At 46.3% G+C, this 19,440-nt stretch carries 18 protein-coding genes; 9 read left to right on the top strand and 9 right to left on the bottom strand.

The genetic code is table 11. The features are described from left to right. Positions 1-16: 16 nt before the first annotated feature. From MKX60_RS09265 to MKX60_RS09240, 6 genes are all read right to left on the bottom strand, one after another. Positions 17-907 (bottom strand): carbohydrate ABC transporter permease, encoded by an 891-nt coding sequence (locus MKX60_RS09265; RefSeq protein ID WP_076285991.1) that lies wholly within the window; start codon positions 905-907, stop codon positions 17-19. Positions 908-1,002: 95 nt separating this feature from the next. Further along, the gene (locus MKX60_RS09260) at positions 1,003-1,929 is read right to left on the bottom strand and encodes an ABC transporter permease (protein WP_042191444.1); all 927 of its coding nucleotides are present in this window, start codon (positions 1,927-1,929) and stop codon (positions 1,003-1,005) included. Between the two features lie 24 nt (positions 1,930-1,953). Next, positions 1,954-3,252, bottom strand: a complete 1,299-nt coding sequence (locus MKX60_RS09255; protein ID WP_341059582.1) for a 6-phospho-beta-glucosidase — start codon at positions 3,250-3,252, stop codon at positions 1,954-1,956. Continuing rightward, entirely contained in the window at positions 3,249-4,226 is a 978-nt protein-coding gene (locus MKX60_RS09250; RefSeq protein WP_341059581.1) for an N-acetylglucosamine kinase, read from the bottom strand. The genes MKX60_RS09255 and MKX60_RS09250 overlap by 4 nt, the downstream gene beginning before the upstream one ends. A 21-nt stretch (positions 4,227-4,247) precedes the next feature. After that, positions 4,248-5,237: a LacI family DNA-binding transcriptional regulator gene (locus tag MKX60_RS09245; RefSeq protein ID WP_076285988.1), complete on the bottom strand. Its 990-nt coding sequence runs from the start codon at positions 5,235-5,237 to the stop codon at positions 4,248-4,250. Positions 5,238-5,554: 317 nt separating this feature from the next. Beyond that, positions 5,555-5,779, bottom strand: coding sequence for a helix-turn-helix domain-containing protein (locus tag MKX60_RS09240; protein WP_019908812.1), 225 nt, complete (start codon positions 5,777-5,779; stop codon positions 5,555-5,557). 247 nt (positions 5,780-6,026) lie between these two features. Between MKX60_RS09240 and MKX60_RS09235 the strand changes: the two genes are divergently transcribed. The 8 genes from MKX60_RS09235 to nagA all read left to right on the top strand — a co-directional run bounded on the left by MKX60_RS09235 (position 6,027) and on the right by nagA (position 15,140). After that, the gene (locus MKX60_RS09235) at positions 6,027-6,194 is read left to right on the top strand and encodes a hypothetical protein (RefSeq protein ID WP_179085837.1); all 168 of its coding nucleotides are present in this window, start codon (positions 6,027-6,029) and stop codon (positions 6,192-6,194) included. Between the two features lie 565 nt (positions 6,195-6,759). Next, positions 6,760-7,659: an iron uptake system protein EfeO gene (gene efeO / locus MKX60_RS09230; protein ID WP_341059579.1), complete on the top strand. Its 900-nt coding sequence runs from the start codon at positions 6,760-6,762 to the stop codon at positions 7,657-7,659. Between the two features lie 5 nt (positions 7,660-7,664). After that, positions 7,665-8,996 carry an iron uptake transporter deferrochelatase/peroxidase subunit gene (gene efeB, locus MKX60_RS09225; protein WP_341059577.1) on the top strand — a complete coding sequence of 444 codons (1,332 nt, stop codon included), beginning with the start codon at positions 7,665-7,667 and terminating at the stop codon, positions 8,994-8,996. A 58-nt stretch (positions 8,997-9,054) separates the two neighbouring features. After that, complete coding sequence (locus tag MKX60_RS09220) at positions 9,055-10,854, top strand: FTR1 family iron permease (protein WP_341059575.1); 1,800 nt, start codon at positions 9,055-9,057, stop codon at positions 10,852-10,854. 290 nt (positions 10,855-11,144) lie between these two features. Further along, the gene (locus tag MKX60_RS09215) at positions 11,145-12,122 is read left to right on the top strand and encodes a LacI family DNA-binding transcriptional regulator (RefSeq protein ID WP_042191457.1); all 978 of its coding nucleotides are present in this window, start codon (positions 11,145-11,147) and stop codon (positions 12,120-12,122) included. A 236-nt stretch (positions 12,123-12,358) separates the two neighbouring features. Next, positions 12,359-13,237 (top strand): MurR/RpiR family transcriptional regulator, encoded by an 879-nt coding sequence (locus MKX60_RS09210; RefSeq protein WP_042191459.1) that lies wholly within the window; start codon positions 12,359-12,361, stop codon positions 13,235-13,237. After that, a complete protein-coding gene (gene nagB, locus MKX60_RS09205) occupies positions 13,237-13,965 on the top strand; it encodes a glucosamine-6-phosphate deaminase (protein ID WP_076285985.1) in 729 nt (242 codons plus the stop codon). Before MKX60_RS09210 ends, nagB begins: the two co-directional genes overlap by 1 nt. After that, positions 13,953-15,140, top strand: a complete 1,188-nt coding sequence (gene nagA, locus MKX60_RS09200) for an N-acetylglucosamine-6-phosphate deacetylase (protein WP_341059572.1) — start codon at positions 13,953-13,955, stop codon at positions 15,138-15,140. Before nagB ends, nagA begins: the two co-directional genes overlap by 13 nt. Before the next feature lie 88 nt (positions 15,141-15,228). Here nagA and MKX60_RS09195 read toward each other — a convergent pair whose 3' ends face one another. Beyond that, a complete protein-coding gene (locus MKX60_RS09195; RefSeq protein WP_339266948.1) occupies positions 15,229-16,332 on the bottom strand; it encodes a YhcN/YlaJ family sporulation lipoprotein in 1,104 nt (367 codons plus the stop codon). A 201-nt stretch (positions 16,333-16,533) separates the two neighbouring features. Between MKX60_RS09195 and MKX60_RS09190 the strand changes: the two genes are divergently transcribed. Then, positions 16,534-17,604, top strand: a complete 1,071-nt coding sequence (locus MKX60_RS09190; protein ID WP_042191464.1) for a glycosyltransferase family 4 protein — start codon at positions 16,534-16,536, stop codon at positions 17,602-17,604. 65 nt (positions 17,605-17,669) lie between these two features. On the opposite strand, the gene MKX60_RS09185 is transcribed toward MKX60_RS09190, so the two are convergent. Both MKX60_RS09185 and MKX60_RS09180 read right to left on the bottom strand, forming a co-directional pair. Continuing rightward, positions 17,670-18,710 carry a glycosyltransferase family 4 protein gene (locus tag MKX60_RS09185; RefSeq protein WP_076285982.1) on the bottom strand — a complete coding sequence of 347 codons (1,041 nt, stop codon included), beginning with the start codon at positions 18,708-18,710 and terminating at the stop codon, positions 17,670-17,672. Then, positions 18,707-19,429 carry a glycosyltransferase gene (locus MKX60_RS09180; RefSeq protein WP_076285981.1) on the bottom strand — a complete coding sequence of 241 codons (723 nt, stop codon included), beginning with the start codon at positions 19,427-19,429 and terminating at the stop codon, positions 18,707-18,709. The genes MKX60_RS09185 and MKX60_RS09180 overlap by 4 nt, the downstream gene beginning before the upstream one ends. Between the last annotated feature and the right edge of the window lie 11 nt (positions 19,430-19,440).

Raw genomic sequence — 19,440 nt, 5'->3', positions numbered from 1 at the left:
CATAATATGGAGACTGCTATTCTTTCAATGAACCGATCATTACGCCCTTAACAAAGTACTTTTGGAGAAAAGGGTACGTCAGGATAATCGGAATAGTAGCGATCATCATCGTAGCCATGGTCAATGACTTCGTAGTAATCGTCCGATTTCGGTTCATATGATCCAGCGCGATGGCATTCGATGAACCAATTTGGGTCATAATGTTGGAGTTCATAACCTGCCGCAGCAGGGTCTGTATAGGAAGCAGTTCGTCCTTCGTAATATAGATCGCTCCCGTAAACCAGTCGTTCCAGTAACCGACCGCAGTAAATAAAGCAATCGTGGCCAGCACCGGGCCGGAGACGGGAATAACGATTCGGAAGAAAATGCCGTAGTTACTGCAACCGTCGATTTTGGCCGATTCCTCCAACCCATCCGGCAAAGCGTTGAAAAAGGTGCGGATGACAATCATGTTCCAGACGCTGATGATGCCGGGGATAATCAGAACCCAAAAGGTGTCCAGCATACCCAAAGAGCGAACTAGTAAATAGCTAGGGATGAGCCCTCCACTGAAGAACATCGTTATCATGAAGAACACCATATATTGTTTTCGAAAAAGCAATGTTTTCTTGGACATTCCGTAAGCTAACAGGGCCGTGAAGAAGACAGACAATGCCGTGCCGCCGAGCGTTCTAAGAATGGTGATCAGAAAAGAATTCAGCAGGCGATGATCCTGAAACACAATATAATAATTTTCCAGGGTAAATGCTCTCGGTAACAAGGTTACACCGCCGAGCGCCGTATCGCTCCCTAGATTAAAGGAAATGACCAGCGCGTTCCAAAATGGGTACAGCATAAGTAGCGCCAGCAGCGTCAAAAGGATATAAATAGTCCGCTGCATGATTTTGTCGCCCAGGCTTAGTCTCATTGTTCACCTCTCCTAAAAGGTTTATGGAGCATTACTTACAGTCGATACATCCCAATAAAACTTGCATCGGAAGCATTCGCTATGAGTAGTAGTACCTACCAGAGACTAACATCTGCCCGGCGCGCGATTTTGTTGGCCATCACCAGCAGAATGACACTGATCACCGCTTTGAAAAGCCCTACCGCTGTCGCATAAGAGAATCTGGCATTTAATATCCCCACACGGTACACATAGGTGTCGATAACATCGGAGTAGGGTCGCAGGATTGGATTGGTTGCCAGTAGCAAAATGTCCTCGAAGCCCGCACTAAGCAGACTGCCGATGGCAAGAATCATAAAGATGATGATAATGGGGGTAATGCTGGGGAGTGTAATCAAGTGAATTTGCTTAAATCGGCTTGCTCCGTCTATGGAAGCGGCTTCATATAAAGTCGGATCAATGCCTGCAATCGCGGCCAGATAGACAATGCTCCCAAATCCGACCTCCTTCCACACATTTACACTTACTAGAATAGACCAGAAGTATTTGGGTAATGCCAGGAAGTTAACTGGCTCCCCTACCAGATTGAATCGCTCCAGTACATAGTTTACCGTTCCGTTGTCAACAGATAACAGCGAAAATACAAAACCGGATACAATAACCCAAGACAGGAAATACGGTAAATAGCTGACGGTCTGGATAACGCGTTTAAAGCCCATATTACCGATCTCATTCAGCATCAGTGCAAGAAGAATCGGTGCTGGAAAAGAGATAATCAATTTAAGCAAGCTAATCACAATGGTATTTCGCATCACATTCCAGAACTCCGGTGCCTCGAAGAACATTCTGAAATGCATAAATCCAACCCAGGGGCTCTTCATAATGCCGCCAAAAATATCGTATTGCTGGAACGCCATAACCACGCCATACATCGGAATGTAGCTAAAAATGAATACAAAGATAATTCCCGGCCAAACCATGGACTGTAAATCCAATTGACTGGTGAATTTCTTCCATCTACTTGGTTTCTCGGCCGTGTTCATCCGTTTTTCCTCCTCTGGACGATTCTAGTGAAACAACGGCAAAAACGCTTTGTTCTTCTCCAGCATTTCATCCAGCAGCTGTTCAGCTACGGTGACCGAAGGCACGAGCGGATGATGAACCATAGCCTGCAGGGCCATATCCCGGTCTCCATGCACAGCCGCCTCGATGGTGAGGCTCTCGTATTGCTTGACCGCGGCCAGCAGGCCTTTGACGGGCAGCGGAATTTTGCGCAGCGGAATCGGCAGCGGACCTTGTTTAGTTACCACACAGTTCACCTCAATGGAGGCATCGTCCGGCAAGAAGTCAATCATTCCGTTATTCCTTACATTCAACGTCTGGATATCGCGGGAATCATTATAAATGGAGCGCATCAGCAGCACTGCCGCCTCCGAGTAATAGGCTCCACCACGCTGCTCCAGCTGCTTTGGCTTCTCCTTTAGCTCTACGTTCCGGTACAGCTCAAACAGCTCTTCCTCCACCTTCTTCACTACCTCAGCGCGCGATCCGGTCGTTGCTGCTGCTTCCTTCTGTTCCGCAAGCATCGCGTCCGTCATGTAGTAATAGCTCAGGTAATAAGAAGGGATGGCTTTCAAAGCATTCAGAAACCGGTGGTCCCAGGAATCAAACGGCACATTACTCGCCTTGTAGTTCTGGGGGTAATCAATGAGCTCTTGTAGCTTGCTTTTACCGTCAATTACGATATCGGATACCCAGTGCAGGTGGTTGATGCCGACAAACTCCGCATAGATCTTCTCTATAGGAAGTCCGAAGAACTCAGAGAGCCACTTTTGAAAACCGATCGGCGAGTTGCACAGGCCTACGCTTTTTACCGATGAATATTTGTGAACAGCTTCAGTTACCATACCGGCCGGATTCGTAAAATTCAGCAACCAGGCATCCGGAGCTAACTCCTCGATGTCCTTGCAAATATCCAGAATAACCGGAATGGTCCGCAGGCCTTTCATCATCCCTCCGGGACCCGTCGTCTCCTGACCGATGACATCGTATTGAAGCGGAATTAATTCGTCCCATTTTCGCGCTTCCAGCATACCTACCCGGATTTGAGTGCAGATAAAGTCTGCTCCGGCGATGGCCTCCCTGCGCTCAGGCGTCTGGGTCACGGTAATTGGCAGTCCGGACTCAGCAATCATACGCTTGCTTAATTCCGCAATCGTATGCAGCTTCTCCCTTCCCGCCTCAATATCCACCAGCCATACTTCGCGGACGGGAAGCTCTTTATGATGCATGATGATGCCTTCAATAAGCTCAGGCGTATACGATGAACCCGCTCCGATGACAACGAGCTTCAAAGTCTCCTTCATAATAATAGCCCCTCCTTACCCAGTGATAGACGATCAAGAACCTCCTGATTCACACGCACACCGCTGCTTTCCATTGCCAAAACGACCGCGCCTACAACTGGTTCCCGGGTTAGAATCCTTAAAGTGCCATTTGGAGCCGAATGCTTCACTCTCTGTTCAATGGCCCGCCGGATGATGCCTGAGCGATCCCCTTTGGTCAATAGGCTGCCTGCAAGTACGATGTCAAAGGAATCCTCCTCCATAGCCAAATGGCGGATTGTCGATACCGCTGCCAAACCGAGCTCATCCCCTTGCTTGGTTAGCAGTCCGATGGCAACCTGGTCTCCTTCATCTGCCGCTTGAAACAGCAGCTCAGCAATCTGGGGAGGCAAGTCTCTGGAATGATCCAGGTAATCCTCCCTTAACTCCGAAACACTGGAATAGCCCAGCAAATGAATTAAGCGTTCGCTTAAGACAGTCTCTTTCTCTCTTCCATCATCCGCCCGAAGAACGCTACGAAATACCTCAATACTTAGATCATAGCCGCCGCCGTAATCACCGAACCGATAGCCAAATCCACCACATTGGTATGTAACGCCTCGCGGATTTTTACCGGCGCAGTTCACTCCCGAGCCGCAGATCAGCACGATCCCATAATTACTCTCTGTACCTGATCGCAAGGCAATCCAGGTATCGCAGGAAATCTCAGTTCGGGGAAGGCCAAGTCTGCTGATGATTGGTCGTAAAATTCGAAAATCGGATTCTCTGTCCGCTCCAGCCAGACCGAACCAGGAATACTCCATCTGATCCTTTGTCAGCCCCGACGCTATAATCGCTCCCGATACAGCCTGGTGCAAACTGTTCTCTGCCTGTTCACGATTATTTTGATGATTCCCGTTCCCTCCCTTGCCTACACCAATGACCGTTCCCTGTTCATTTGCAATCATTGCATAAGTTTTGCTGCCCCCTGCATCGACTCCCAAAAAGTACTTCACAGTTCGTTTCACTCCTAATATTTAGGTTAACCTTACAGATGCGGTGGATTCACGCACGAGAAGCTGAGGAGCGAGCTTCGTTACAACAGCTGGCATCACCTCCCCATTGATTAATTTCATCAGCAAATCAACACCAATGCTGCCCATTTGCGCCTCAGGCTGTCTGACTGTCGTCAATCGGGGATAAAATTCACCTACGAACTGCTGATCATCAAAGCCAACCACTGAGATATCCTGAGGTACCAGAATCCCCTCCTCACGCAGGGCTTGAACAACACCTAAAGCAATAAAATCGTCTCCTGAAAAAATGGCTGTCGGCAGCTTATCTTCACGGATCCATCTCTTGGCCACCTCATAACCACTACTTACCGTAAATCCGCAATATTCCGTGCCGAAAGGCGATAGTCCTGCTTCATCCAGCGCCTGTACATAACCCCGCTTGCGCTCTGCTACACTCAGGAACACCGAAGGGCCACCGATATAGGCGATCTGGGTGTGTCCAAGACCAATCAAGTGCTTGGTAGCTTCATAACCCCCTTGATAGTTATCGACGACGACACTGGGAACATCCTCATGCTGGAGCTGGTTATCCAGCAAGACAAACGGAATATTTTTTCTTTTCAGCTCCTCCACATATTCTTTTTCCTCAAGCGGAGATAACAGGATAATCCCGTCAACGCGGTCCTTCTGAAACAGGAAGTTAACGCCTTCATCCTCATTCTCGGCTATCGACAGGGCCAAGAAGTAACCTTGTTCTGCCAGCTTCCGGTTCACCACGCGAATCACGCGGTCATAGAAGGAGTCGTTAAAGTTGGTAATCGACATACCGATGACTCCCGTCTTGCCACGCACGAGACTCCGCGCCGCTGAATTGGGCTGATAATTTAATTCCTCCATAGCACTCAGCACTTTCCGCCTATTGCCTTCACGTACAGAAGGTGAATTGTTAAGAACTCTGGATACGGTCACTACAGAGAGCCCCGACTTTTTGGCTACATCATGAATGTTCATCTAAGCTTCTATGCCTCCAAGTTCAATAGTTTAAACGTTATAACTTTCAGGGAAATAAAAAAGGACTAACTCTTCTCGCCACAACTATGTCCTGACTGAGAATCGAACATTGAATGTCAGTTTCATCTTTATCGAAAGTATCAAAATGATTTCAAAAGTTTAAAGGTTTTAACTTTAAGATGATTTTACAACCATTCCCAATATCCGTCAATCCATAAAATGTAGTCAAATTTAATATTCCGGACACTACAAAAAACCTTCCCTCACCCCTAGAGGTGGAGAAGGCTTAAACGCGTCACTTCCGAAGACATGGCCAGCTATATTTTCAGCTCCCCAAGCTTGATCAGCTCGACAACCGCTTGTGAACGGCCTTTAACGTTTAGTTTTTGCATTACATTGGAGATGTGGTTCCGAACTGTTTTTTCGCTGATAAATAATAAACCAGCGATATCACGAGTCGTTTTGTCCTGCACGAGAAGCTCGAAAACTTCGCGCTCACGATGAGTCAACAGAAATTTGCTGTGGTGTTCGTTCCCCTTCAATGGTGTCACCCCTCCTTGCCCTGGGTTTGTTTGGTATAACAAGGTAAAGGGATACAGTCAAAACATATTATGTATTGATGAAGTTAATGGTGCTGTCATAACTACAAAATGGGCTTAACCATCCGAAGCTTATTACACCGCTTTAGTGAGGACATTCATCCGCAAAACTTGAAATCCTCTTGGATAGAATCATCTCCTTACAGGGCAAACTACAACTTGTTGTTTCTTATTAAAAGGAGGTGTAAGTATGAGCAACTCGAAAAATAATCAACCTACTAAGGCAGAGGTACAAACTACGAAATTAAACAAATTGCCACTAGTCGGTAAATTCGAACCGGAATTTTCTGCTGAGGAAGCCGCAGAAGTATTCAAAAATCATCCCACTACGGAACATGAATCCCATAATGAACAATAAAATAAAGACGACACAGAATGGGGCTGTCGAATAAGTAGTTTTTTTCCTATAGATGAGACGGCCCGGTTAATTATAAAAATTGTAAGCAACACATAGCAGCGATTCATCCATTATTGGAGAATCGCTGTTTTGTGTTGTTGGTCGTTGACTGCCCGCTTCAACAGTGTATTCATCATCTCCTTCTGAGGGTTACGGACCCAGATGGCGTTATTAGTATATTTATCACCTTAAGCAGAGCTTCGGACACCAGTGCCACTAATTATAAGGAAGAGAGCAATCTTTGGTGTTTTTTAGGCCAATAGCGACTATGAGGTGCGATAGCTGCTGCGTTCGCGCAAATAAATGATCAAATCAAACGAAGTGTTAACTTACTAATTCCCGGATGTTATTAGATATATTTCTACAAACTCAACTTCCAGTCCCGAGAGTTTTTTTATCTTGCAAAATATAACTATGAAATACATCACAATTTTATATTGACAGTAAATGTATACGGACTTATGATAAGTCCAGCATAAATGATAACGATTATCATTTACATATAAAAAAAGGGGTGCTTCATTCAATGAAATTCACATATGCCGTGCCTGCAGGTCTACTTGCAGCCTCCATACTATTTACCGGGTGTGCCAGTAACAACAATAACAGTAATAGCAACACTAGCAATAATAACTCTGCAAATGCTGCTGCTAACAGTACCAAGGCAACAAATACATCTGATATTACTACAGCAACTACTGCCGACTTTACATCAGCGGTTGAACAATATCGTACATATGTCATCGAGCAATGTGATGAATTTGTAAAGCAAACAGAAAATTTCACGAACGCAGTTAAAGAAGCAAAGATTGAGGATGCAAAGGCACTTTATGCACCAGCCCGCATGTATTACGAGCGAATTGAGCCGATTGCAGAAGCACTTGGTGATTTGGATCCGAATATTGATGCCCGTGAGAATGACGTAGATGCTGCTGAATGGCGCGGCTTCCATAAGCTTGAAAAGGCACTCTGGCAGGATAACACTACCAAAGATATGACCGAAGTTGCTGACCAATTATTGAAAGATGCCCAGCTTCTACGTGCAAAAGTAGAGACCGTAGAGATCGATGCCAATCTGCTCGTTACTGGTGCTGTAGAACTGCTTAATGAGGTTTCTTCATCTAAAGTAACAGGTGAGGAAGAACGTTACTCCCACACAGATCTGTACGATTTCGTCGCTAATGTGGAAGGTGCCCAAAAGATATACGAGCTGTTAAAGCCAGAACTGGCGAAAAAAGATGCTGAGCTGGAAAAAACGATTGGTGAACGGTTTGCAGCCTTGCAAGCTGAGCTTGCTCCTTTCAAATCTGGAGATGGATATGTTTCCTATGAAGAGCTGAAGGAAGAAGATGTGCGTAAGTTGAGTCAGAATTTGGATGCCTTGGCTGAGCCATTGTCCAACATGGGAACTATTCTAGGAGTGTGATCATCATGAATAAGCAAAATAGATCTACCGGTTTACCAGCGAATGCAGAGGGTGCCCCTCTCAATGAAGAATCCAAGAGCAATCTTATATTAGATAAAAAACTAAGCCGCCGCGATATGCTGCGGCTTACTGGCGCCACTAGCCTTGGTCTATTATTAGGTGGTGGAGGTGTTGGTGGAATTATGGCTGCGCGCAATGCCGTAGCTGAGCCAACAGTAGCCACCGATGCTGATTCCATTCCTTTTTACGGGAGTCATCAGGCCGGCATTCTAACCCCTGCGCAAAATTTTATTTACTTCGCATCCTTTGATCTGACCACAACGAAGCTAGCCGATGTAAAAAAGCTAATGCAAGCATGGACAACTGCCGCAGCTTCTCTTACTACTGGCAGCCTCATTGGCGACGTCAATGACAACCCTAATCTCCCACCCTCCGATACAGGTGAAGTGGATGGTTTAAACCCTTCACGCTGTACGCTTACCTTTGGTGTCGGCCCTTCTTTTTTTGACAACAGATTCGGTTTGTCTTCCAAGCGTCCAACCCTATTAGCCGATCTTCCAGCATTTACGGGAGACAACCTGGATCCTAAGTGGTGTGGTGGAGATATTTGTGTCCAAGCATGTGCTGATGATCTGCAGGTGGCCTTCCATGCCATCCGAAATCTGGCACGTATCGCCCGTGGCACAGCCGTACTCCGCTGGACACAGGAAGGCTTCCAGCGCACAGGAACAGCAGATCCTAAGGGAGCGACGCCGCGTAATCTTCTAGGTTTTAAAGACGGCACAGGAAATCCAGATACTACGAACGAAGCAGAAATGAACGAAGTGGTCTGGAACAGCAGCAGTGACGGTCCTTCATGGATGAGCGGCGGCACTTATATGGCAGTTCGCCGTGTACGTTTCCGAATTGAGGTCTGGGACCGTTCCTCTCTGAGCGATCAAGAAGCCACCTTCGGCCGTTATCGTCATAACGGAGCACCTATCGGTGCAAAGGACGAATTCGATGATCTGAATCTGAAAGCGACTGATGCTTCCGGGAAGCCCGCCATTCCGCCGGATTCACATTCTGCCTTAGCGCATGGTGACGGCACCGTCAAAATGCTGCGCCGCTCCTACTCCATTTCCAGCGGATTAGATATCGCAACAGGTCAACTCGATGCAGGATTATTATTCATCAGCTTTCAACGAGATTTAATGAAGCAATTTGTTGCGATCCAGCAGCGCCTCTCGAAAAGTGATCGGCTAAACGAATATATGACGCATACAGGCAGTGCGGTATTTGCCTGCTTCCCAGGTATTCGCCAAGGCGGCTACATCGGGGAAACACTTTTAGGCTAAGCCTGCCCTAATTTTCCAATCGAATATTCCTGTCCATTATTGAAAGGGGATTATCCCGATGTACTCTCTTAATAAACGGCTGCTATCGAAGGCAGCCGTACTGATTCTGTTTAGCATCATATGTATACTGATGCTATCTAACCCGGCGGGGGCGGAGGGTGATGGCTCGGTCGACGAGCTGCTGCCGCCTGTCGGCAGCGCGCTCGTCGAAGCCGGCCAGAGCCGCTGGGACGCGGCCGCCGCCGATGTAGAAGCGTTCGCTGCGCTGTGGCGCACCGCGAACGCGAACACGCCGGACCCGGCACTTGCCGGTCCGGCTGCCGCCGTTGACGCCGCGCTTGCAGACGCGGCGGCGGCCCTTGCGGCGGGCGATGGTGCGCCCGCCAAAACGGCACTGTCCACGCTCGCAAGAAGCGTGGACGCGTATGTCACCGCCGCCTCCGGCACGGACGGCGGTGACACTGGAGCCGCCGGCCAGGAGACGGCGGCGAAGCTGTTGCCCGCGGCGGAGCGCACGCGGGATGCGGTGCGCAGCGCCGACTGGAGCGCGGCAGCGGCAGCGTACCGCGACATCGTCAGCGGATGGAAGCCGGCAGAGCGCAACATCCGGGCCGACAATTCCGCCGTCTACAGCTTGCTGGAGACGAAGATCAGCCTGTTGCGCATCGCGCTGCAGGCTGAACCGCTCCGCGAGGAGTCGGCGAAATCAGAAGCAGAAGCCTTATATCAGCTGCTTGCTGATTACAGTGAAGGCAAAGCAATAGATGCTGGAGATACTTCCGGTAAACCAGCATCTATTGAAGGACTGATCAGCCATCTCAACAAAGCTTCTTCCACCGCCAAAGCAGGCAACAGCGCAGAAGCAGCTAATATCATGGAGCAATTCATCGTAGATTGGCCCTCTGCTGAAGGACAAGTACAGATCGCATCTCCAGCGGTCTATACCAATATTGAGAACGAAAGTGCAGCAGTCACTGGCTATCTGCTCTCTAATCCACCTAAGCTAGATCAAGCCTTAAAGATCATGGATAATATGGTCACTGAGCTGACTCCTTTGGCTGGTGAGACAACCTATAATGCTTGGGATGCTGCGCTAATTCTTCTGCGTGAAGGACTGGAGGCGATCCTCGTATTGTCTGCCCTTCTGGCCTACCTGAAACGTGATGGCAACACAAAAGCACAGAAGTGGATTTGGTCTGGCGCAGCTGTAGGACTTGTAGCGAGTATCGCATTAGCCGTTCTACTCACCTATACCATTTCCCGCGCCGCATCTGGTGGAGCACGCGAGATGATTGAAGGCATCACAGGTCTTGTAGCCGTCATTATGATGCTTACCATTGGACGCTGGCTGCATAGTAAATCAAATACCGCAAATTGGAACAACTATGTTGGACGGCAAGTGGATGGAGCATTAGCCAAGGGCAATCTCTGGTCTTTGTCCTCCGTAGCAGCGCTTGCGATTTTACGTGAAGGAGCAGAAACCACCATTTTTTATGTAGGGATGGCCCCTTCCATTAAAGTGTCTCAATTGCTGCTAGGGATCGGTAGTGCTCTAGTCATTCTAGCAATTGTAGGTTACGCAATTATTGCCTTAAGTGCGAAATTGCCGATTGCTGCCTTCTTCCGTACAGCTACACTTCTTATTTACTATTTAGTATTCCGCTTTCTTGGAGAGAGCATTCACTCCCTTCAAGTCGCAGGGAAACTACCCGCACATGTACAGGATGGATTACCTTCTATTAGCTGGCTCGGGATGTATCCAACTTGGGAAACTTTAGTGCCTCAGCTGCTTGTCCTTGCGTTCATTGTGTGGGAGATGCTGCGCAATAGAGCACCAAAAGCGTCACAAACTGTATAGCTACAAAGAAAAAAACGGTTGTCATCTTTTAACGATGACAACCGTTTTTTGTAGATTTTAAATGAAGCCGATCCTCGGACCTTTACATTAGAAATGAAACTAGATGTACCGGTCCGTCACGCCCGTTAGGTTACGCCGGTTTAGTCCGGTAATCCCTTGCAACTACAGTCTAATTTATGAAATGGATTCCATAGCAAGCTTTTTATTTGCAAAGTAATTTACGGACGATATGATAGAATAAAAAGACTAGACACTACACACAAGCACCAAAGGGAGGCTGTTGTTCTCGAATGGCTAATATAAAAGAAATCGCCCGTATGGCTGGTGTTTCCGTGACAACGGTCTCGCGAGTACTCAATAATCATCCTTATGTAAGTGAAACCAAACGAACCGCTGTTTTAAATACGATTGAAAAGTTAAACTACACGCGTAATATGAATGCCGTGCATCTAATTACCGGCCGTACCCACGCCATTGCCGTTATTATCCCTAATATCAACATTTTTTATTTCTCTGTAATTATTGAAGGCTTAGCCCAAGAAGCGTTGCTAGCGCAATACCGCTTGATTCTGTGCCAGACCGATTATCGTCATGAAGAAGAACTCAAGGTACTGGAGATGCTGCGCAACAAAGAAATTGACGGCGTGGTAATTGTATCTACGAGAATGAGCTCAGAAGTCATTGATGAGTATACAGCATATGGGCCGATAGTCATCTGCCAAGATAGAGGTGAACGCCGCTTCTCTTCGGTGTATATCGAACATTATTCCGCTTTTCGCTCCGGCCTGCAGTACTTGCATGATAAGGGGTATGAACAGATAGGTTACTGTGAAGGCAGACAACATGGCAGCAGTAGTTCTATCCGGCAAATTGCCTTTAGTGACTTTCTAGCCGCTACAGGCCAGCCTTTTCAGGAAGAATGGATGATGTATAACTGTATGAATGAAGAGGACGGTGGACGTGTACTGCACCAACTGCTGAAAATGAAGAACCGGCCTAATGCCCTAATTATTTCAGGCGATCATGTGGCAGCCGGTCTAATCATCGAAGCGTGGAAGAACGGTATCCGTATTCCTGAGGATCTGGCCGTCATCGGATTTGACGACCAGCCGATCGGACGACTTTTAGGTCTAACCACCATAGATAACCAGTTACCCGAAATGGGCGTTACAGCTTTTCGGATCATCTATGATCAGATCCAAAATAATGATAGTCATCCTGTACACCGTAAGCTTGAGTATCGCATTATTGAACGTTCTACGGTATAGCACGTTTCAGGTATTGTTCAAAAACGGTCCACCTCGCAGTCTTCTGTGAGTGGGCCGTTTTTATTTAAATAGAAGAGAGACTAATAATTCTCGCATATTATCCTTATTGTATTCATTTTTACCCCTTGCATCCGGATAGATTTTGTTTTATTCTGAGTATGAAAATAATTTTCTTATTTGAAGAAGTAATTTTAAAAATAATTTTAAAAAGCTACATTAGAAGTCGAGGTGGATTGATGTCCCCAATTTTATATGCACTTGAGCATGAAAAGTCCAAGCTGTCTCAAATGGAGCGCAAGCTGGCGGAACGGATCCTGTCATCACCAGGTGAAATCGTTCATATGGGCATCACAGAACTCGCGGAGCAATGCGGTATTAGTCCTGCTACTATCACACGTTTTTGTAAGGTTCTACATTTTAAAGGCTTCCCAGATTTCAAAGTAAAGCTGGCGGCTGAAATTGCTCATAGCGATGCAGCGCCTCAGGATGGCGGTTCTTCTTATCAGGATATCGTTGCAGGTAACCCGCTTTCCGTAATTGTGGAAGCGATGCAAACGAACCACCTGACATCCATTCGGGATACTACTTCACTCCTAGATCTGGAACGATTACAAGCAGCCGTTAATTTATTGTGCCAAGCACGGCGAGTGGATCTTTACGGGATGGCGACTTCCTCCATTGTCGCACAAGATTTCTATCAGAAGCTGATCCGCATTGGCGTGAATTGCACCGCTTTCGCTGATTCCCATATGCAGATTACATCTGCTTCTTCGCTATCTGAAGGCGATGTCGTATTCGCAGTATCGTATTCCGGAGAAACCCCAGAGACCATTGATGCTTTAACTTGTGCCAAAGCCAGCGGAGCAAGCACAATCGCTCTAACCTCTTACGGCAGCAGCACCTTGGCAACTCTGGCTGATATTCCTCTCTTCTCCTCTTCTCTGGAAAAAGGAATGCGCCGAGGAGATATGGCTTCACGTATTGCCCAGCTACACATCATTGATATTTTGTTTACTGGAATGGTCAGCACCCGTTTTGGGGATTTTATTCCTAGACTGGAGCAATCTTATTTGAATGTCCAACATTACCGAAACAAACGAGGAGGTCAATCTTAATGAATATTCTTAAGTTCAATAGTGATGAAGATTTTGTACAAACGGGTGCGAATCTTATCGCCAGCCTGCTTCAAAGCAATCCAAAAGCGGTGCTCGGTCTAGCGACCGGAAGTTCCCCAGTTGGTGTTTATGCCAAATTGGTTGAAATGCACCAAAAAGGACTTGTAAGCTTCTCGAAAGCCACTTCCTTCAATCTTGATGAGTATATCGGATTGCCTGTTGATCACCCGCAGAGCTATCGCAGTTTCATGAACGAGCAATTATTCAATCATATTGATATTGACCCAGGACAGACACATATCCCTAACGGCAATGCAGCAGATATGGAAGCGGAGTGCCTCGCATACGACAAAATGCTGGAAGAAAACGGACCGGTTGACTTGCAGATCCTCGGGATTGGAAGCAACGGCCATATCGGGTTCAATGAACCAGATGCCAATCTCAGCAGCAAAACCCATGTCGTTGATTTGCTTGAAGACACACGGGAAGCAAATGCCAGATTCTTCGACTCTTTGGAAGATGTACCGCGGCAAGCAATAACCATGGGCATCGGCGGCATTCTGAAAGCTCGCCAGATTCTATTGTTAGTACGCGGTGCCGGCAAAGCTGAAGCCATCCGGAATGCCGTTGAAGGTCCGATTACTACCCAGTGCCCTGCATCTTTACTGCAGAGCCATCCGAATGTAATCGTCCTTGTAGATGAAGGAGCAGGAAAATGGCTGAAATAAATAAAGAACCAGGAAAATTACTGCTTGGTAAAGTGCTGACTCCCCAAGGATTAATTGAGCATGGCGTGATTGCCGTATCGGGTGAGCAAATTCATTATGCCGGCGAGGCAGCATGGCTTCCAGAGGCTTACGCGCACTGGCCAGCTGATGGTCAAGCTTCGGAAGACCTGCTCATCCCTGGTTTTGTAGATGTGCATGTACATGGTGGAGCTGGCCACGACTTTATGTATAGTGATGCTGAATCTTTAAATACCATCACTAAATTTCACAGCTCCCAAGGCACAACTACCATGCTGGCTACGACTATGACTGCCTCTAAGCCAGCCATTGACCAAGTATTTGCCGAAATAAACGCATATCGCGCCACTGAGATGCCATACACACAAATCGCGGGCATGCATTTGGAAGGACCGTTCATCAGCCCAAAATGGTCCGGTGCACAAAACCCTGAGCATATTGTTCTTGCCAATATTGAGTGGCTGGAACAATGGGAGAATGATTATCCGGGCATGATCCGGCAAGTCACCTTGGCTCCGGAACGCGAAGGTGCACTAGAAGCTATCCTCTGGCTCCGTAAGCATGGTATTACCGCTGCTCTCGGTCACACCGATGCTTCCTTTGAAGAGGTTATTGCCGCGGCAGATGCCGGATTAAATCAAGCCGTGCATATGTTTAATGCAATGACACCGTTACATCACCGCAAGCCTGGAGCTGCTGGTGCTGTACTGTTTGATAAACGCATTCGTGCGGAGATCATCGCCGATGGCATACATGTTCATCCTGCAGCGATTTCTCTAGTGGCTAATCTAAAAAAAGATAACAATTTGTTATTAATTACAGATGCCATGTCTGCAACTGGTCTTATTGATGGTGAATATACAATCGGTGATTTACCTGTGCTGGTTCAAGATGGCATCGCCACACTTAAAGATAACCCTGCCGCTTTGGCGGGTAGTACACTTACCATGATTCGTGGCTTCCGTTATCTCATACAAGAAGTAGGGCTCAGCTTAGAAGAAGCCTCCCGTGCTGCAAGCCTTACTCCGGCGATATCCATTGGAATGGAGCGTTCGATCGGTACCTTGGAAGCCGGAAAACGTGGTGATATCCTGCGTCTTGACGCTGAATTGAATTTGCGAGGCGTATGGATTGGTGGTCGCCCAGTTACCATATAATAAGGTGGTTATATAATAAAAAAGCAACAATTCTCGCCACAAAGGTGAGGACTGTTGCTTTTTTTGGTTTATAAAATCGAACTATTGATTAATAATTACGCGTCGGGAAAATTCGCTCAACCATCGTTCGGAATTCATCCACAAAACCCTTGATTGGATGACCCGCACGGGCCTCTTCTGCATAAACGTTAACACGCTCTACAAAGTCTGGGTTTGCTGATACATATACATCCTTAATCGTTGCATCATGTTTTTTAACTTCAGCAGCGATTTTCGCTTTAATTTCTTTAGTTACTGTATCTGTTTCTTTCATATTCATAGTGTTATTTGTATTGTTCATGTGAGTCGAATGAGTACTGTTCATGTGAGTCGAATTACTTCTGTAATTCGTACCATGCGTACTATTGGTGTAGTTTGGAGTGGTACTGCGAATACCCATTCCAGTCCCCAAACCATCTGTCATTCCTGTCCCGGTTCCGGTTGTATTTCTGGTTCCCATGCCCATTCCGTTACCAATACCCATCCCCATATTGACATCATGTTTCGAACCGTTGCTATTCAGCAGAGGTCCATTATTATAAGTATGGGTTCTTGTCCCAGTTGTTCCTGTACCTGTTCCCAGACTTCCCATTCCGGTTGTTCCATTTCTGTGAGTACCCATGCCAAGTGTTGCAGGTCCAGTGCTTGTTGTACCAGGGACTGTATTCACAGTGCCTCTCAGAGCTCCGTTCGTTCCATTCGTTACGGCCCCTGTATCATTCATTCCATCGCGTCCTATTTTCACTCTTCCTGTACCCGACATTACTCCAGTCGGTCCATAATTGTGAGGAACTGTAGACGATTTGGCTCGATAAGATGTAGTACCTTTGGCCCGAAGACCAGTAGTTGTATCATGTAACGTTACGGCGACATACGCATTTTTACCTGCAAGCATTACGTTCGCAGTGCGAACTTCAGGCATAGCAGCAATACGATCAGCAAGCTCCTGACTGACCTCCATTTTAGTAATATTATGCGTACCCATTGTTCCTCCGCGCACGGAGTTTACACCGATACGTCCGTCATTTACCCCCCGGACACTATTAGTTTGCACATTAGTCTTTTCTGCCGTGTTCGTCCCACACCCTGTAATACTCACCAAGCCTAGAAGTAATGCGGCTGAGACTGACATGCTGATCTTGGATCGCATCATGAATTCATCCTCCATCTCTATTGTTGTATGTGTGCAGCGTAACAGTCGTTAGCATGACCTTCCGAAGAACAAGCTATCCTGAAAGGATTTGGAACTATGACTGTTTACCGTCACCTGCGAATGCACATCGGCGTATCTTATAAACAGTAAGCCGTATTTCAACGAGTCGGTATTGCTCCGCAAAAGTCAGGAGGCACGTGCATGAAAGTTTTATTCACGTTTTATATACCGAGTGGCGGGGTGGAGACTTTAAATAAGCTGCGGTGCGAGAGTCTCCAGCGTAATGGGATCGAATGTCATGTTTTATATCTAATGCCTGGTTCAGGAAGCCAGAATAAGGCTAACTTTCCGGTCTTCATTTCCTCTATAGATGAGGAGATTAAAGAAGTACTTGAGACACATAACTATGATGCCATTATTGTTACATCCGATTATTTATTGCTCAAGCGTCTGCGTGAGCTCGGTTATGGCGGTATTTTGATATACGAATCTCAAGGACTTGGAAAACGGAGTCATGCGGAAGATCTAATCAAAGACGCTATTCCTTATTTCCGCTCCTACTGTAACGCTGTCTTAATCCCACCAACGGATCATTTACTGGAGCTGTTTATTGAAATCTGTCCATGGCTACATCGGTATGTCATTCCCAATATTGTTGATGTTCAGTCCTTTCAGCACATCCCTGCTGAACCTCCCGCTGATCCGGTCATCGCTTGGGTCGGGCGTCTGGAAAGCAACAAAAATTGGCGCGAATATTTGAGAATTGCCCATCAAATTCGCCTTCACAAACCAAACCTTCATTTATGGATGTTTCATGATCCTGAATTAGCCACAGAAGATCAAAAGCAGCTCTTCCAAGAAGAATTGCAAACCTTAGGTCTGAATGACCGTCTGAGTACCTTTACCAATATTCCAAATCATGTGATGCCGATTTATTATTCCTCGATAGCCAATTCTGGTGGATTTCTGTTATCCACCTCGGTTACAGAGGGATTTGGATATGCCGTTGCGGAAGCCATTTGCTGCACTTGTCCCGTACTTAGCACGGATTCCGACGGCGTTAGATCTTTTATTGTGCATAATATTTCAGGTAAATTTTATCCTCTTGGCAACATCCAAACGGCCGTCAATGAAGGGCTAGAGCTAATGAACAATATGCCAATGCGAAATGCACTCCGCCAGCAAGGAAGAAATTATATGGTTTCACGTTACGGTACGGAAAAATATGCGCAGTCTTTTCGTGAAATGATGAACTCCTTTGCCATCTTCTAACTGCAAAAGAACCTTCAAACCACTTTTTTGTGGATTTGAAGGTTCTTTTATAATTTTGGGACATACTAAAATGGATTCCTTGATACAATCTCAAATAACATATTTTGAAATATTCGTGTACTTTTTTCCCAAGTGAAATCCTGTGAAACCTCTTCCCCCTTACGAGCCAATCGTCGGCGTAAAGACGGGTCTCTGATTAAGGTTATAATGTCATCTGCAAGCCGATTCTCAAACCGGTAGGACATCAAACAGTTATGACCATGTGTACAATATTCCTTATTCCCACCGGCGTAAACCGTAACGAGCGCTGCACCACAACGCATAGCCTCGATCCCTGGTAACGAACCTGTATCATACGTACTCGAACTTACGAAAATGTCGCTCTCACTATAGTGGAAACAAAGTTCTGTATCATTCGCTGGAGTTCTTATTTGGTAACGTTCGTCGTTCACTAGGGCTTGTAGCGTTGCAGATTCCGCTTGTTCTCCGGGAGGAGAAATTAAATATATTTCAACCTCTGGATGGTGGGCTTTAACCTTGTTTAATTGCCGAAGTAAATAATCCTGCTCACGGTGAGCTGAGAATCCGCCCTCTGGTTTGCGCATAATCGCGGAAATTACCAGCCTTTTATTACGATCACGGATTTTCGTATTTTTAAAAACAGGACCTACCCCGATCGGTACGATTCTCCCTTTAATCCCATGGTTCATCTGGACAATTCCTTGTTGCCAGTGTGATAGAACCAGTAGGTTGGATGCAATATTATACGATGAAAAAGAACGGCTATTGTCAGGTAAAAAGGTAGGCTCATAACAAAGCGCCAATCGAACATGAATGCCTTTCCCCTCTTCACTTGCCCGCTGTGATACCTCGACTGTGGTATAGAAGTTGGAGATAATCACATCTCCTGCAGGAAAATCGCTTGCTGCCAGTTCTCCTTCTTTTGCATAGATCAGTTTACATTTCATCTCGTATTCTACGACACCATCACTGGGTAAGAGGATCGTCACTTCATGACCCATTTCTGTCAGACGATTAGCCAGCTCCGTGAGCATACGCTGCGCCCCGCCCCTAGTTAGAGTTAGAACAGGAAATATTAATTTCATTTCCTTCTCTCCTTTTGCAACAAGCGTGATAGAACCCGGCGATGTCTTGCTTGTACCTGCTCAATCTCCTTTTTCTGCTCCTCTTTGTGAATCACTGAGCCCATTTCGTTATGAACTCGGTAATCAAGCAGCGGTTCCTCTATATAAGACCATGTATAATACGGCAAAATACGCAGCCATAGATCATAATCTTGTGTATACAACAATTTCTCATTAAATTTCCCTACTGTGCGGAAGATATCCATATGGAGAAGAACCGTACTTCCATTCACCGGACAGCCTAACATCATGGTCTCAATAAACTGTGCCCTGCTGTCAAAAATCATACTTATCGTCTCTGAAATCCGCTCACCCTGCTCGTTTACATAATAATAGGCTGTATAATTAAACAAAGTATCTGTGCTCTTGAGCATTTGCATCTGGTGATTGATTTTATTCGGATGAAATAAATCGTCAGCACTTAGCCAGGCAAAATAAGTTCCGGTAGCTACTCCTATCCCTCTGTTTAGCGCGGAGGCGGTTCCTCCATTGCTTTTTCGTATATAAATAATCTTATCCCTGAAGGGCTCAAGCTTTTCCATCCAAAGAGTAGATCCATCATCGATTACAATGATCTCTATGTTCGAATAACTTTGTTCCAAGACGCTTTGGATGGCGAGATCCACATATGGACAGTTATAAAAAGGAATGATCACTGACACTTTAGGTTCTTCACTCATGCGCTCACCTC

Origin of the sequence: Paenibacillus sp. FSL R5-0914, from assembly GCF_038004525.1 — a bacterium.
GTDB lineage: Bacteria > Bacillota > Bacilli > Paenibacillales > Paenibacillaceae > Paenibacillus_AQ.
This window is presented reverse-complemented; position numbering and strand designations above follow the sequence as displayed.

What these genes read in the sequence shown, in the direction of transcription:
- efeO (WP_341059579.1), top strand. Translation starts at nt 6,760, where the DNA reads ATGAAATTCACATATGCCGTGCCTGCAGGTCTACTTGCAGCCTCCATA.
- MKX60_RS09260 (WP_042191444.1), bottom strand. Translation starts at nt 1,929, where the DNA reads ATGAACACGGCCGAGAAACCAAGTAGATGGAAGAAATTCACCAGTCAA.
- MKX60_RS09180 (WP_076285981.1), bottom strand. Translation starts at nt 19,429, where the DNA reads ATGAGTGAAGAACCTAAAGTGTCAGTGATCATTCCTTTTTATAACTGT.
- MKX60_RS09255 (WP_341059582.1), bottom strand. Translation starts at nt 3,252, where the DNA reads ATGAAGGAGACTTTGAAGCTCGTTGTCATCGGAGCGGGTTCATCGTAT.
- MKX60_RS09265 (WP_076285991.1), bottom strand. Translation starts at nt 907, where the DNA reads ATGAGACTAAGCCTGGGCGACAAAATCATGCAGCGGACTATTTATATC.
- MKX60_RS09215 (WP_042191457.1), top strand. Translation starts at nt 11,145, where the DNA reads ATGGCTAATATAAAAGAAATCGCCCGTATGGCTGGTGTTTCCGTGACA.
- MKX60_RS09190 (WP_042191464.1), top strand. Translation starts at nt 16,534, where the DNA reads ATGAAAGTTTTATTCACGTTTTATATACCGAGTGGCGGGGTGGAGACT.
- MKX60_RS09235 (WP_179085837.1), top strand. Translation starts at nt 6,027, where the DNA reads ATGAGCAACTCGAAAAATAATCAACCTACTAAGGCAGAGGTACAAACT.
- nagB (WP_076285985.1), top strand. Translation starts at nt 13,237, where the DNA reads ATGAATATTCTTAAGTTCAATAGTGATGAAGATTTTGTACAAACGGGT.
- nagA (WP_341059572.1), top strand. Translation starts at nt 13,953, where the DNA reads ATGGCTGAAATAAATAAAGAACCAGGAAAATTACTGCTTGGTAAAGTG.
- efeB (WP_341059577.1), top strand. Translation starts at nt 7,665, where the DNA reads ATGAATAAGCAAAATAGATCTACCGGTTTACCAGCGAATGCAGAGGGT.
- MKX60_RS09220 (WP_341059575.1), top strand. Translation starts at nt 9,055, where the DNA reads ATGTACTCTCTTAATAAACGGCTGCTATCGAAGGCAGCCGTACTGATT.
- MKX60_RS09185 (WP_076285982.1), bottom strand. Translation starts at nt 18,710, where the DNA reads ATGAAATTAATATTTCCTGTTCTAACTCTAACTAGGGGCGGGGCGCAG.
- MKX60_RS09210 (WP_042191459.1), top strand. Translation starts at nt 12,359, where the DNA reads ATGTCCCCAATTTTATATGCACTTGAGCATGAAAAGTCCAAGCTGTCT.
- MKX60_RS09245 (WP_076285988.1), bottom strand. Translation starts at nt 5,237, where the DNA reads ATGAACATTCATGATGTAGCCAAAAAGTCGGGGCTCTCTGTAGTGACC.
- MKX60_RS09195 (WP_339266948.1), bottom strand. Translation starts at nt 16,332, where the DNA reads ATGATGCGATCCAAGATCAGCATGTCAGTCTCAGCCGCATTACTTCTA.